The organism is Microbulbifer variabilis, from assembly GCF_023716485.1.
Lineage (GTDB): Bacteria > Pseudomonadota > Gammaproteobacteria > Pseudomonadales > Cellvibrionaceae > Microbulbifer > Microbulbifer variabilis_B.
In genome coordinates this window covers 101,306-115,576 of the sequence record NZ_CP092418.1, presented here as the reverse complement: position 1 = coordinate 115,576, position 14,271 = coordinate 101,306, and the positions used below count along the sequence as shown (strand labels likewise).

12 protein-coding genes are annotated in these 14,271 nt (G+C 52.8%); 10 read left to right on the top strand and 2 right to left on the bottom strand.

The annotated features are described in order from the left end of the window. The first annotated feature begins 2 nt into the window (after positions 1–2). From MJO52_RS00530 to MJO52_RS00495, 8 genes are all read left to right on the top strand, one after another. Positions 3–1,334, top strand: a complete 1,332-nt coding sequence (locus MJO52_RS00530; protein WP_252084064.1) for a TldD/PmbA family protein — start codon at positions 3–5, stop codon at positions 1,332–1,334. 27 nt (positions 1,335–1,361) lie between these two features. Then, complete coding sequence (locus MJO52_RS00525; protein ID WP_252084063.1) at positions 1,362–2,993, top strand: TldD/PmbA family protein; 1,632 nt, start codon at positions 1,362–1,364, stop codon at positions 2,991–2,993. Between the two features lie 204 nt (positions 2,994–3,197). Further along, positions 3,198–3,923, top strand: a complete 726-nt coding sequence (locus MJO52_RS00520; protein WP_252084062.1) for a DUF4159 domain-containing protein — start codon at positions 3,198–3,200, stop codon at positions 3,921–3,923. 2 nt (positions 3,924–3,925) lie between these two features. Continuing rightward, positions 3,926–4,924, top strand: a complete 999-nt coding sequence (locus MJO52_RS00515; RefSeq protein WP_252084061.1) for an AAA family ATPase — start codon at positions 3,926–3,928, stop codon at positions 4,922–4,924. Positions 4,925–4,929: 5 nt separating this feature from the next. After that, positions 4,930–5,832 (top strand): DUF58 domain-containing protein, encoded by a 903-nt coding sequence (locus MJO52_RS00510; RefSeq protein WP_252084060.1) that lies wholly within the window; start codon positions 4,930–4,932, stop codon positions 5,830–5,832. Between the two features lies 1 nt (position 5,833). Next, positions 5,834–7,060, top strand: coding sequence for a BatA domain-containing protein (locus MJO52_RS00505; RefSeq protein ID WP_252084059.1), 1,227 nt, complete (start codon positions 5,834–5,836; stop codon positions 7,058–7,060). Continuing rightward, positions 7,053–9,281: a hypothetical protein gene (locus MJO52_RS00500; RefSeq protein WP_252084058.1), complete on the top strand. Its 2,229-nt coding sequence runs from the start codon at positions 7,053–7,055 to the stop codon at positions 9,279–9,281. Before MJO52_RS00505 ends, MJO52_RS00500 begins: the two co-directional genes overlap by 8 nt. Further along, on the top strand, positions 9,278–10,969 hold the full coding sequence (locus MJO52_RS00495; protein WP_252084057.1) for a hypothetical protein: 1,692 nt from the start codon (positions 9,278–9,280) through the stop codon (positions 10,967–10,969). The genes MJO52_RS00500 and MJO52_RS00495 overlap by 4 nt, the downstream gene beginning before the upstream one ends. Here MJO52_RS00495 and MJO52_RS00490 read toward each other — a convergent pair. Continuing rightward, the gene (locus MJO52_RS00490; protein WP_252084056.1) at positions 10,961–11,521 is read right to left on the bottom strand and encodes a lipocalin family protein; all 561 of its coding nucleotides are present in this window, start codon (positions 11,519–11,521) and stop codon (positions 10,961–10,963) included. The genes MJO52_RS00495 and MJO52_RS00490 overlap by 9 nt on opposite strands. A gap of 140 nt (positions 11,522–11,661) precedes the next feature. Further along, positions 11,662–12,438: a ferredoxin--NADP reductase gene (locus MJO52_RS00485; protein ID WP_252084055.1), complete on the bottom strand. Its 777-nt coding sequence runs from the start codon at positions 12,436–12,438 to the stop codon at positions 11,662–11,664. 124 nt (positions 12,439–12,562) lie between these two features. Between MJO52_RS00485 and MJO52_RS00480 the strand changes: the two genes are divergently transcribed. Then, the gene (locus tag MJO52_RS00480; protein WP_252084054.1) at positions 12,563–13,450 is read left to right on the top strand and encodes a LysR family transcriptional regulator; all 888 of its coding nucleotides are present in this window, start codon (positions 12,563–12,565) and stop codon (positions 13,448–13,450) included. Positions 13,451–13,750: 300 nt separating this feature from the next. Next, positions 13,751–14,248: a hypothetical protein gene (locus MJO52_RS00475; protein WP_252084053.1), complete on the top strand. Its 498-nt coding sequence runs from the start codon at positions 13,751–13,753 to the stop codon at positions 14,246–14,248. The last annotated feature ends 23 nt before the right edge of the window (positions 14,249–14,271 follow it).

Genomic DNA, 14,271 nt, shown 5'->3' with positions numbered 1-14,271 from the left:
CAATGGCAATTCTGAGTAGAAGTGAAGCGAAGCGTATTCTCGACAAGGTTTTGAAATACAGCCGCGCCGATGAAGCCAGCGCACAGCTGGCCGGCAGCGAGACCGGCAATATTCGCTATGCGCGCAACAGTGTTTCCACCAGTGGCATCGTCAACGATATCGAGCTGGCTGTAGAGGCCCGTTTCGGCAAGAAATCCGGTGTGGCCACCATCAATGAATTCAGCGATGCCTCCCTGGAAAAAGTGATGCGTCGCGCGGAAGAGCTGGCCAAGCTGTCTCCGGAAAATCCTGAAGCCATGCCGATGCTGGGACCACAGAAATATGTCAGCGTGGACGGTTTTGCCAAGTCCACCGCGGATATCACTCCAGACCAGCGCGCCAAGGCAGCCGCAGATTCCATTATTGCAGCCAAGGAAAAGAAAGTGGTTGCCGCAGGTTACCTGGAAGACGAGCGCTCTTTTGCCGCGGTCGCCACCAGCAAGGGGCTGTTCGGCTACCACGCCTCCACTTCAGCCAACTTCACCGTGACCATGCGCACCGAGAATGGCCTGGGTTCCGGTTGGGCTGAAAGTGACGTTACCGATTTCGGCGCGATGAATACTGGCAGCACTTCCTCTGTGGCCATCGACAAGGCGGTCCTGTCCCAGGAAGCCCGCGCCCTGGAACCGGGCAAGTACACCGTGATCCTGGAGCCCAATGCGGTGTCCGGCCTGGTGGGTTACATGATGAGCGGCTTCGATGCGCGCAGTGCCGACGAAGGCCGCAGCTTTATGAGCAAAAAGGGCGGCGGCAACCGTACCGGCGAGAAGATGTTCGACAAGCGCGTAAATTTCTACTCCGACCCCACCAGTCTCGATGTGCCGGCCCAACCCTGGACCGACGGTGACTTTATGCAGCTGGGGCGCACCGAATGGGTGAAAGACGGCGTAGTGAAAAACCTAGCGCGCAGCCGCTACTGGGCCGAGCAAAGCAAAGGCGAAGTGGTCCCCGAGCCCAACAACCTGATTATGATCGGCGGCGATAAAACCACCGAAGAACTGATCAAAAATACCCGCCGCGGTATTTTGGTATCCCGCACCTGGTATATCCGTATGGTCGATCCGCAGTCCATGCTGCTCACCGGCCTCACCCGCGACGGCACCTTCTATATCGAAAACGGCAAGATTAAATACCCGGTGAAGAACTTCCGCTTCAACGAGAGCCCGGTAATCATGCTCAACAATATCGAAGATATGGGCGTCCCCCAGCGAGTGGGTATGTGGGGCATGTCCGCCATGATTCCCGCACTGAAAGTACGCGACTTTACTTTCAGCAGCCTTTCTGACGCCGTTTAACCGCCAGCACCACTTGAGGATAACGAAATGGATAGAAGAAAATTTCTCCAGCTCAGCGGTGCCGGCCTGGGTGTTTCCATGTTGCCGCTGTCCGGCAATCTGGTGGCCGAGAGCAAACTGACCCAAAGCGGTATCGATCTCTCGGTAAAAAAAGAATTTGCCGATGTAGCCCTGAATACCGCCACTAAACTCGGCGCCACTTATGCCGATGTGCGTATTGGTCGCTACCTGAATCAATACGTAATCACCCGCGAGATGAAAGTGCAGGACGTGGTGAACACCGAATCTATCGGCATGGGCATTCGGGTTATTGCTAATGGCACCTGGGGCTTTGCTGCCACCAATGACCTGACCGCCGATGGCGTCGCCCGCGCCACCCGTCAGGCAGTAGCCACGGCCAAGGCCAACTCCAAGTACCAGCAGGAGCCAGTACAACTGGCCCCGGTAAAAGGTCATGGCGAAGTCAGCTGGCAGACACCGATCCAGAAAAACGCTATGCAGATCCCCCTGGCCGACAAGGTGGATCTGTTGATGGATGTAAACAAGTCTGCCCTGGATGCCGGCGCCAGCTATATCAACTCCATGTTGTACCTGGTGAATGAGCAAAAGTATTTTGCCTCTACCGACGGCTCCTATATCGACCAGGATGTTCACCGTTTATGGGCGCCCTTCTCGGTCACCGCAGTGGACAAGAAAACCGGCGGCTTCCGCACCCGCCAAGGCCTCAGCCAGCCGGTAGGACGCGGCTTTGAATACCTGGATGGCCGCGCCGAAGACAAGATCCAAGCGCAGACGGTGCTCTATCGCGATTCCTACGATATGGCCGAAGACGCACGCCTGGCGGCGCAACAAGCCAAGGAAAAGCTCACGGCTAAATCGGTCAAACCAGGCAAGTACGACCTGGTGCTGGACCCAAGCCACCTTTGGCTCACCATCCATGAATCCGTCGGCCACCCGCTGGAGCTGGACCGCGTGCTCGGCTACGAGGCCAACTTTGCCGGCACCTCTTTCGCCACTATCGATAAATGGCGCAGCGGCAAATTCCAATACGGCAGTGACAAGGTCAATCTGTTTGCCGATAAGGTACAGCCCGGCTCTCTCGGCGCCGTCGGCTACGATGATGAAGGCGTGAAGACCCGCAACTGGGATCTGGTAAAAGACGGGGTGCTGGTGAACTACCAGGCCACCCGCGACCAGGTACATATGCTGGGGCAAAAGAAATCCCACGGCTGCTGCTACGCAGATAGTTGGTCCAGCGTGCAATTCCAGCGCATGTCCAATGTTTCGCTGTTGCCTGGCAAGGAGGAGCTGAGCGTCGACGATATGATCAAGGATGTGGAGAAAGGCATTTATATTGTGGGTGCCGGTTCCTTCTCCATTGATCAGCAGCGCTACAACTTCCAGTTTGGTGGACAGCTGTTCTACGAGATTGAAGACGGCAAGATTACCGGCATGGTGGAGGACGTCGCTTACCAGTCCAACACCCAGGAATTCTGGAATGCCTGTTCGCAAGTCTGCGACAAAGATGATTACCGCCTGGGTGGTTCCTTCTTTGACGGTAAGGGACAGCCGATGCAAACCAGTGCCGTGTCCCACGGTAGTTCCACTGCACGCTTCGACGGTATCAATGTGATTAACACCAAGCGCAAGCTGGGCTAATCACTGATCCACGCAGGGGTCAGGCCGGAAAACCGGTATGGCCCTAGCGTTATGATTAAAGGAAAGCAGGCACTTCACTCAAGACGCGCTGTGAATACGTCCCTGTACGCTCGTAATCGGCATCCATGCCTCATACGGTCTTGAGTGAAGTACCTACTTTCCTTTCTAGCTAACAATAAACCAACGCAGTAACAGAGTTATCCCGTGTCCCTCACCCGCAAGGCTTTTCTTCAGCGCCTGATCCTGGGTAGCTGCGCCGCAGCGCTGCCGCTGGGCACACGCGCACAAAATACCGCACCGGGTAGTGCGCAGGAGCACTACGATTTTTATTTCACCCGCTTGATGTACGAGTCCGGTGACTGGGATGTGGATCAGCGCATGCCTTCCAACCTGCTCAATTCACTGGTGGAATACACCAATCTCAGGGTCGATCCCAAAGAGCACATAGTGCCGCTGGCTGATAAGAAAATGCTGCTGGCGCCTTTCTGCTACCTCGCCGGACACAAGCTGGTGCAATTCACCACGGAAGAGGCAAAGAATTTTCGCAATTACGTCAATCGCGGTGGCTTTGTATTTGTCGACGACTGCAACCACGATATCGACGGTCTCTTTGCCAAATCTTTCGAAGCGCAAATGGCCGAGCTGTTTGGCGAAGACTGCCTGCAAAAACTCCCGGACGATCACGACCTCTACCGCTGTTTCTTTCAATTTGATGAATTGCCGGTAACCAGCTTTGAATTAAATGGCTGGGGTGATGATCTGGTACACGACTACCTGAAAGCCATTGTTGTAAACGGCCGTATCGCCGTGCTCTACAGCAACAAAGATTTCGGCTGCGAATGGGACTACGACTACCGCAACAAACGCTGGCTCGCCATCGACAACACAAAATTTGCGGTGAACATTGTTATTTACGCACTGACGAGCTGATTATGCTGACCACCCTGGAAAATAGTATCGAACAACAACTGCACAGCCTCGACAATCTTCAACAGGAAATTGCGCGGGTGATTGTCGGCCAGAAACCCGTGGTGGAACAGATGCTGATCTGCCTGTTGGCCGGCGGCCACGCCCTACTCGAAGGGGTGCCGGGGCTGGGTAAAACCCTGCTGGTAAAAACCCTCGCCGATGCCAGTGCGCTGGATTTTAAGCGGGTACAGTTCACCCCGGATTTAATGCCCGGAGATATTCTCGGCAGTGAGATCCTCGAAGAGGATCACAGCACCGGCAAGCGCTTTTTTAAATTCCAGCAGGGCCCGGTTTTCACCAATATCCTGCTCGCCGATGAAATTAACCGCACACCGCCGAAAACCCAGGCAGCCCTATTAGAGTCCATGCAGGAAGGCTCGGTAACCGTGGGCGGTAAAACACTCAAATTGCCCGATCCCTATTTCGTACTGGCCACACAAAACCCCATCGAACAGGCCGGCACCTATCCACTGCCGGAAGCTCAGCTGGACCGCTTCCTGTTAAATATTCATATCGACTATCCCGATGAGCAGGATGAAGTTGAAATCCTGCGCTCCACCACCGGTGCCAGCAGGGTCAAACCCAGCCCCAGCCTGGATGCGGAGCAATTGCGCGAAATGCAGAAACTGGTGCGGGAAATTCATGTAAGCGACGATTTGTACCGCTACGTAGCGGCACTAGTGCGCGCTACCCGTATGGAAACCAGCGGCAGCGATACCCTGCAACAGTGGATCAAGTGGGGCGCCGGCCCCCGTGCGGGGCAGGCTCTGATTCTCGCCGCCAAGGCCCGCGCCCTTTTGCAGCGACGCCTCGCCGTCACCCGCGAGGATATCCGCAGCCTGTTACTGCCGGTACTGCGCCACCGGGTGCTGCTCAGCTTCCAGGCCCAGGCCGATGGCGTGCAGATGCCACAGCTGATTGACGAATTACTGGCGGCGGTGCCGGAACCGGGCAGGGACTGATCAGCGTGGAATACCTGTCCCCCAAAACCTTGGCCAGTTGTCGCGATCTGGTGTGGCTGTCGCGGCATATCGCCGAGGGCGTAATGCTCGGTGTGCAACACAGCCAGCGCCGTGGCACCGGCCTGGAATTTCATCAATACCGAGGCTATCAAGCGGGCGATTCCATCCGCCATATCGACTGGAAACTGTTTGCCCGCAGCGATCGCTACTATGTGCGCGAGACCGAGCAGGAGAGCCGTATGCACGTGTGCTTTGTGCTCGATACCAGCGCCTCCCTGGGCCAGGCAAGCTTTGTCGAGCCCAGCCTGAATAAATTGCATTACGCCAAGTGTTGGATTGCCAGCCTCTGCTGGCTGCTCAACGCTCAGGGAGACAGCTATTCCCTATTGGCATTTAACAGCAGCCGGACGGTTTATGTGCCCGAAGGCCAGGGCGAGGGCCACCAGCGCCAAATCGCCCTTCAGCTACAACAACTCGACGCCAGCGACCACTGGCCAGATCGCGCTCAACTGGCGCCGCTGTGGCAATACTTTGAACGCCCCTGTCAGGTGGTGTTGCTGAGTGATTTTTTTCAACAGGGCAATGAGATCGGCGATTTTGCCGCACGCTTGCATGCCGCCGGCCGCCCCTGCCTGCCACTGCAATTGTTAGTTGAGGCAGAACAGACTTTTCCTTTTGGCGGAGAGCTAAAGCTGCTCAATCCAGAAGTAAGCGCCATTACTCCCGCAACTTTAGAAGTGGACGCCGAGCGGCAACGCCAGTCTTACCTGGATGCTTTTGCTCAAGCACAGAGCGAGTTAAAAGCACGCTTTGCCACACAGGAGTGTTCACTACAGACCGACCTTATCGAGCAGCCTGTGGAAAAGTCACTGCGGCAATTTATTCAACTGCACGGCAGGTTGTGCTGAGATGTTGTGGATAAATAACTTATTTCAATCCCCACAGTGGCTATGGCTATTCACAGCCCTGATTATCCCTATCGCCATTCATTTGCTGCGCCGAAGTAATCCACAGCAGATCTCCTTTGCTGCGCTGCAATGGGTACAAAGATATTCACAGAGTCGTGCGCGCCGCCCTATTGTGGATAACAAGTGGCTGCTGCTATTGCGCCTGCTAATCGTCGCCCTGCTGGCAAGTTTATTGGCACAGCCACTGATTAAACGGGAAATTTATCCCCAAGAGGGCGTGATACTGGTAGACCCCAGAATTGAGGCGGGCGAAGCGAATACATTTATCCACAATTCACTGCCGCAGCTTGTCGGGGAAGGTTATAAAGTGCTGTGGTTATCCCCAGAAACACCTTCCGTAACCTCACCCCCACCACAAAATGTGGACCTGTGGAAAACTCTATCGGTACTATCACGCCGGGCAGATTTGCGCAGGGCTCATATCCTGTTGATAAACAACGGGGTTCCAGCATCCCACCAGGCACTGAGAGTCAGCCCCCACTGGCAGTGGCACAGCCTTGATAAACCATCCACAGATCGGAAACCGGTATTACCGAGTGTCGCTTTAATCGGCAAAGCGCCCAGCTGGTGGGCGCCTGTGCTGGAAGACTGGCACAACAATATGCCGGGACTATCGGTGCAAACTCTGGAACGAGAAGATACGCCCAGCGTGGAGCAGACAGATTGGCTTATCTACACAGGCCTCGCTCCCCTGCCACAAGCCGTGCTGGAATTTGTTACAGATGGGGGCCTGTTAATCACCGACAACAGTATCCCCCCTGCCGATAATCTCAACTTCTTTGCTGTGGATAACAGCCAGTCAGCTCAGGCGGCCTCAGTGGGACGGGGAAGTTGGCTGCGCTACGAAAGTGACTGGTATAACGAAGCCTTTTATCGCCGTGCGGATTTACCTGAACGCTTATGGCAGCAGTGGTCTGGGCAAGACTGGGATCTGCAACACCAAAATCGTGGCTACTGGTCTGCCAATAAAGTAGTGGCAGACATAGCAGGGGCAGGTCTTACTGTAGAAGACAGCGAGGTAGAAAACCGCCGCATTGAACACCTGCAACCCTGGTTAATTATCGCCCTACTGTTACTTCTGGCCTTTGAACGCCTAATTGCCCTATCGCGACCTCCAGCCATCATGGCAACCGATAGTAATCGGGATGGGGAGGCCGACTATGGATAAGCACCAGTTAACCCTTAACGCTGTGCGCAGGCGCTGGCAGCTGACAGCCCTGCGGCCCTATCTCTGGCTTGCCACTGGCCTCAGCCTTCTGGCAGGCTTGGGTATTTTTGTATTCGGCTGGCCACAGTGGCTATTGCTTGCCTGGCTTGGAATTATTGTTGTAGCAATTCTATTGGATCGCAGCTGGCGCCCAAGCCCCGAGAGCCTATGTCGACAGTTGGATGGACAATATCCACAGCTGCAAGACAGCAGCCAGTTGCTTAGCCAACAGAAAACCAACCTAAGTCCTTTGCAGCAATTACAGCGCACGCGTATCGAAACAGCGCTGCAACAACTGCTGGAAAGTGGCGACCGGTCGTTTTTCGGTCCAAAAAAACTCCGCAGTGCCCTGACAAATGCCTTCGGTGTCTGCCTGGGACTATTGTTATTTGTACTGAGCGATTCTCACTTCACCGGGGATAAAACTGAGACCACGCAACAAAATACAGCTATTCCCGTTGCCGAAAAGCTCGCCATAACCCGCGCGGCAACCCATATCCAGCCGCCCGCCTACACTGGGCTCGCAGCCGATAGCCAATCCCTACAAGTCGATGTGCCGGAGCAGTCCAAGGTCGAATGGCAACTTGAATTGAATCAGCCGGTGCAAGGGCTGGAAATGCTGGCCGAAACTGAGCGCTTCGCCTTTTCTCCGCTAGGTAATCTACCCAGTACAAAATGGCAATTACAACGCACTATCGCTAAGGCAGACTTTTACCAGCTCTCAGTACAACTCGCGGAGAGCCAATTGCTATTGCCGGAAATCCATAATATTCGGGTGCAAAAAGACAGTGCCCCGGAGTTTACCTTTGAGGCACCCAGCCTGCGCGTCGATACCATTCAAGGGAGCGCCCAAGGTATTCCCGTGAAAGTAATCATTAATGATGATTACCAGGTGAGTTCTGCGGATTTATTGGTCACCCTCGCCAGCGGCACCGGGGAAAATTTACGCTTTCGCGAAGAGCGTATTGCACTCACCAGTTTGCAATCCACTGCTTTATCAACAAGTCTCTCGGAAGATAAGAAAACAGCTCGCTACGATTTCATCCTACCCATCCACCAATTTTCCATGGAAGCGGGAGATGAACTCTACTGGTACCTGGAGGCCAGGGATAACCGCGAGCCCAGCGCCAACATTGCCAAGAGCCAACACTTTATCTTGCGCTGGCCGCAAGAAGAGATTTTCGGGCTGAGTGACAGCGAGGGGATGGCGATTAAGATATTACCGGAGTACTTCCGCAGCCAACGCCAGCTGATTATTGACACCGAGGCCCTACTAGCCGAGCGAGAGCAGCTGCATCCACAGGAGTTTCGCAAACGCTCCGAGGGTTTAGCCTATGAACAGAATTTGCTGCGCATGCGCTACGGCCGCTTTCTCGGCGAAGAGGATTCGGAAGCGGAGCATTCTGGCGCAGAAAGCGAGAAGCATGATGATGAAAAGGAGTCCGAACACGGCCATAGCCACGATCATACAGAACAAGGTGAGCACCAGTCACATGGCGAAGAAAATGCCACTCCCTTTGCACAGCGAGACTCCCATTTCCAACAGGCAGAGCGCATAGCTGCTTCTGCCGGACACCGACATGACAGCTCAGAGCATGCCACCCTGTTCGACCCCCAGACCAAGGAGCTACTGCGCAATGCGCTGAATGCCATGTGGAGTTCCTGGCGCGACCTGTCGGTTATAGAGCCCCAAGCCTCCCTGCCCCACCAGCACCGGGCTCTGCGCTTTATCAAGGAAGTACAGCAGGCTTCGCGTATTTACTTACAAAGAGTCGGGTTCGAGGCGCCCCCGATAGACGAAAGCCGCCGGCTTAGCGGTGAACGGGAAGACGTAGCGACAGAAACTGTCGACAGTGCATTTGAACAAAAACAACGAGCACAGGTGCTCGCCCTAATGGCCCAGGTAGACTCTGGCGCCGAACTCGATACCGATCTGCTGGTGCAGATAAATGAGCTAGCTGCAGAGCAATCATTAGATCTTGGCCTGGAGCTGTCCAAACAGCTGCGTTTATACCAGCAGCGCCTCCAGCAACCGAATTGCATTGATTGCACAAACTCCCTGAATCAGCTGCTCTATCAGCTACTGCCAGCACCGAAGTCTGCGCCTTCATTGCCTTTGCAAACTGAGGCCGACGGCCATTTCAGCCGTTGGCTGCACCAGCAAGGGGAGAAATCATTGTGATTAATTTCTTGATACCCGGCCTGTGCCTGTTGGCCTGCTTAGCATCACTCGTACTATTGCGCCGCCGAGGTGCCAAGCCGTTCGACTATGGCCTGCAACTGGTGATTTGGTTGAGTGCCTGGATGCTCTGGCAGCCGCCAGCAATCATTCCCGCCGAGCGCAATATCTCTATCGACAGCAAACAGCTGGCGAGCTCAAATCCAATAAATCTCAATGGTGTGGAAAATATCTCCCTCAATGGGGAGCCACTCGGCCGCGACAAACTTCGGGACCTGGCACCAGTGCGCCTGGAGCTATCGAATATCCAGGAATCTGATAGCAGCTGGGAATTCGACTGGCAGCGGCAAATTACCTTGGGTGATTCTTTAAAGTTAAAGGTTCACAACAGCCAGCCACTGACTGAAAACGTAAAAATTAGTCTGCTCAATCCCTACGGCCATATTGAAGACAGTCTTGAGCTAAAAGTGGGAGAAACAATTCAGGCACAACTCACTGCCACTCCAAAACTCGCGGGCCCCCAGCTATACCGAGTACGGACGGAAAGCGAAACCGGCGAAACCCATACAGACCCCTTACCCATCCTGGTGCGAGAACCGCTCCAGCCCAAATTGTTACTGTGGCTGGCACGCCCCTCTTTTGAGACGGCCGCCCTCTCTCGCTGGCTGCGCCAATCCGGTGTAACAGCACAAGTGATGACCCAGTTGGCACCTGAAATTAGTAGAAAAGAAACTCTCAACGGCCTTCCACTTACCGAGTCTGCGGATTTATTCACGAATGAAAGTCCCTTCGATTTAGTGATACTCGACAGCAGTTTGTGGCCACAATTTTCTGCTCTGCAAAAGCGTCAGCTCAACGAACTGGCCACTACAAAGTCACTGTTATGGTTAGTCAGTGACGATAGCTCTGAAGAGTTTCTCCAATACGCTGCTGCCCAATCCATGCCTCTACAAAAGGAAGAAGCCACCCACTTACATTCCGGCTTTGGCTACCAAAAAGCGGACAATCCGGAGATTCCCCCACTGCGTAATCTTGGCTTCAAAGTCACACAGCCCGGCTCCTACGACTTTTTACTGGGCAATGGAGAGCCCCCACTTTTCTGGGGGCGTTCGACTGAGACACAACACCTGGGGTTTATCCTATTTAGTGACAGCCATCGCTGGCTAACCAGTGGCTTTACTACTGAATTCGCCAACCTGTGGAAGTCCATTATTGATTACCAACTCAAGCATTTGGGTAGTCAGCCACCAGTAACCCTCTCCAATAAGTTACCGCGGACTCAGGAACGCACCATCCTATGCAGCCCACTTTTTTCTAATCAGAGACCAATACTATTCAGCTCCCAAGAAAACTCCCTACCCATCAGTGGTGTCGCCGTAAGTAGTAATTCCCAGGGCCAGTGCTACAGCTTCTGGCCACAGGGTTCTGGCTGGCATCAGCTTAAGACTGATATGGATGGGGAGCCGGTATTAAACTTCTATATCTTTGCGAAACAGGACTGGCCCAAGTGGCAACGGTCCCTAAATGCCAGGGAGGCCCGACAAATGGCCGCCGCACGCTTGGGGCCAGTTGATAATCGTCACTCAGGCAAAATGCCCATTGAGCGCCAATGGCCGGCTTTGATTTTGCTGTTATTGGTCTGCACAAGCTGGTGGAGGGAGCGCAGAATCTTGAACAGGCCCTTATCTTGAAGACTGCGCGGAGGGTTTATTACCCGGCTGCGCCTCCTGCTTGGGGAATATCAGCTGATCGACGGGATAACCCATCGCCTTAGCTTTCTGTAAAAACCGCTCCAGAACATCCTTGGGCATAGTCGGGGTGCGGGACAATATCCACAGATAGGATTTGTTATAGCCGGAAACCATCGCATATTGATAATCGCCTGCCAGGGCAATCACGATATAGGAAGAATAGAAGGGCCCAAGGAAAGAAACTTTCAAGTGTCCTACATCTTTTGCGCCAACAAACTCAGCCTTCCCTCTCGCCAATTGCCAATCATCACGCGCTTGTGAATAACCGGTATTCACCACTGCGACAGAACCATCGGGGTTGAGGCTGTAGTCCGCAGTTACCAGGGTCAACCCGCGCTCGAAAGAGTGATCCAAACGGGCTATTTCATACCAGTGGCCTAAATAGCGCTGCAGCTGGAAATTCTGTACTGGCTCAACCCCCTCCGGTACCCGCGTGCAGGCACCTAACCACAGGAAGGAAAACAGTAGTACTCCCAGGGAAAACTGCTTCATCTAGCCACTCCCAGCAAATTCACCCTCAAATCAAAATAGAAGACAAGGGTTTCACAAGGTCAGGATAGTTTCGAGAGTTTGTATTTCACCCATAAAAAAACCACCGCGAGGGTGGTTTTTTTATGGGTGAACTGGCCAACTTATTTTTCGACGAAAGCGCGCTCAATCACATACTCGTGAGGCACACCTGCGCGGGTCTCCTTGAATCCCCAGTCATCTAGGATATTGGTGAGATCCTTCAGCATTGCCGGGCTGCCGCACAACATAAAGCGGTCTTCCTCGACATTCGGCTTGGGCACATCGAGATCTGTAAAGAGCTTACCGGTCAGCATCAAGTCGGTCAGTCGGCCGGTATTACGATAAGGCTCACGGGTCACAGTAGGGTAGTAGAGCAGCTGCTCACGCACCATCTCACCAAAATACTCATGCTCAGGTAGCTCATTCTCGATCTGCTCCTGATAGGCCAGTTCAGAGACATAGCGCACCCCGTGGGTAAGAATCACTTGGTCGAAACGCTCGTAGACAGTGGGGTCTTTAATAATGCTCATGAAAGGTGCCAAACCAGTACCCGTAGACAGCAACCACAGGCGCTTGCCAGGTAGCAGGTGATCCGCAACCAGAGTACCGGTGGGCTTCTGGCTCACATAGATCTCATCACCCGGCACAATCTTCTGCAGACGAGAAGTCAGGGGTCCATCGGGTACCTTGATGCTGAAGAATTCGAGCTCATCTTCGTAGTTGGCACTGGCAATGGAGTAGGCACGCAGCAGTGGACGGCCGTTGTCCTGCTGCAGACCGATCATCGTGAAGTGTCCGTTCTCAAAGCGAAAACCCGAATCTCGGGTGGTCTTAAAGCTAAACAGCGTGTCGTTCCAGTGATGGACATCCAACACCTTCTCTATATTCAATTTGGACATAAACTTAAAACCGGTTATTCCACGAGTCTCTTGATAGTTGAATTTTAGCTCTGGAAGATCTATTGGCAAAGTGGGATATTTCGATATTCCTTATCTATTTTAACGATTAAGTGGAGAATTCCCTTTGCGCTATACCTTGCGCCAACTGGAGGTATTCCTGGCCTGTGCCCACCACGAGAATGTGAGCCGCGCGGCAGAGAGCCTGAGCATGTCCCAGTCTGCCGCCTCCACCGCCCTAAAAGAGTTCGAACAACAGTTTGAGCTGCGCTTATTCGAGCGCACCGGCAAGCGCCTGCGCCTGAATGAGCTGGGTAGGCAACTATGGCCCAAGGCGGAGGAACTGCTGGAACGGGCACAGGAATTAGAACAGAGCCTGGCCAGTCATCGCGATCTGGGCCGCCTAAAAATAGGGGCAACCCTAACCATCGGCAATTACCTGGCTGCGAACGTAATGGCGCGCTACATGGAGGAGCAACCCGGCACACGCGTGGAGCTGGAGGTCGCCAATACCTCGGCAATTACCGAGCGGGTGCTCAATTTTGAGCTGGATCTTGGACTTATTGAGGGTGAATTTAATCACCCGGATCTGGAGATGATTCCCTGGCGTAGTGATGAATTAGTCGTCTTTTGCGCCCCCTCTCACCCCCTGGCCAAACGCAAGCGCCTGACAGACAGAGATCTGCTCAAAGCCACCTGGATTACCCGGGAGCCCGGTTCCGGTACACGTCAGACTTTTGAGCGTGCAATGGTCGGACTACTACCAAAACTCCATATTTTGTTGGAGCTTCAACATACAGAGGCCATTAAGCGAGCGGTGGAAGCTGGGCTCGGTATCAGCTGCCTATCTAGAGTCTCTTTAGCTGATGCCCTGAAGCGGGGTTCATTGATCGAATTGCCGGTATCGCAGAGAAATTTCCACAGAGAATTTTATTTCGCCCTTCATCGACAAAAATATAGAAGTGCGGGGATTGAGCGATGGTTGGAGTTATGCCAATCCATCGAAATCAATTAAATGAACCCTCAATGAGATTTAGTTTTCCGAGCACTACGGTATCAACTGCTAAATTTTAGCTTTTGACGGCAATATACATTTGTCAGTGTCGAGAAATTTAAAGATGACTGATGGGTATAAAATGAATATTGAGTTCCGCTATATTACTTTTCAGTGAAAAATCCTCTGTCCTAAAGTTCGTTTAACCACTATTGTCAGGCTTTCTTATCTGGTAAATTATCGCGCATAAAAATTCGACAATTTATCAATTTGGCTACATCTGTATACTTCCTGGCAGTTGTAATATTCCTTTGAGGCAATATGAATATCAGCGGATTTAAAGTCGTACTAGCTGGTACAATTTTAAGTATCTCTTCTTTAGCAATGGCAAAAGATGTCATTAAGATCAATTCAGCAGCTCACTATCATGATGAGAAAGTAATTGCTGCCAATATACTTAGTGAATGCCCGAATCTCGGCTCGCAGTTTTCTAATTCGACCCAGAAGTTTCTTAGTAAATATGGATACTATATCTCTTCAACGTCTGAACTAAATCCTCAGTCAGAGGGCTATAGTCTCAAACTAAGTATTCTAAATGCCCTGAGTTCTGGTAACGCTTGGTTAGGACATAGAAAGTCGGTATCTATTGAGGCGGAACTTTACAATAATGGAGAATTAGTAGACAGTTTTACTAATACTAGAAATTCTAGCGGTGGATTTGGTGCAAATTTTAAAAACTCTTGCCAAGTACTCCAACGCTGTGTTCATACACTTGGTAATGATGTAGCGAAGTGGATGAAGAAAAACCACGAAATTTGATCCTAAAACTACCAACAGGATAT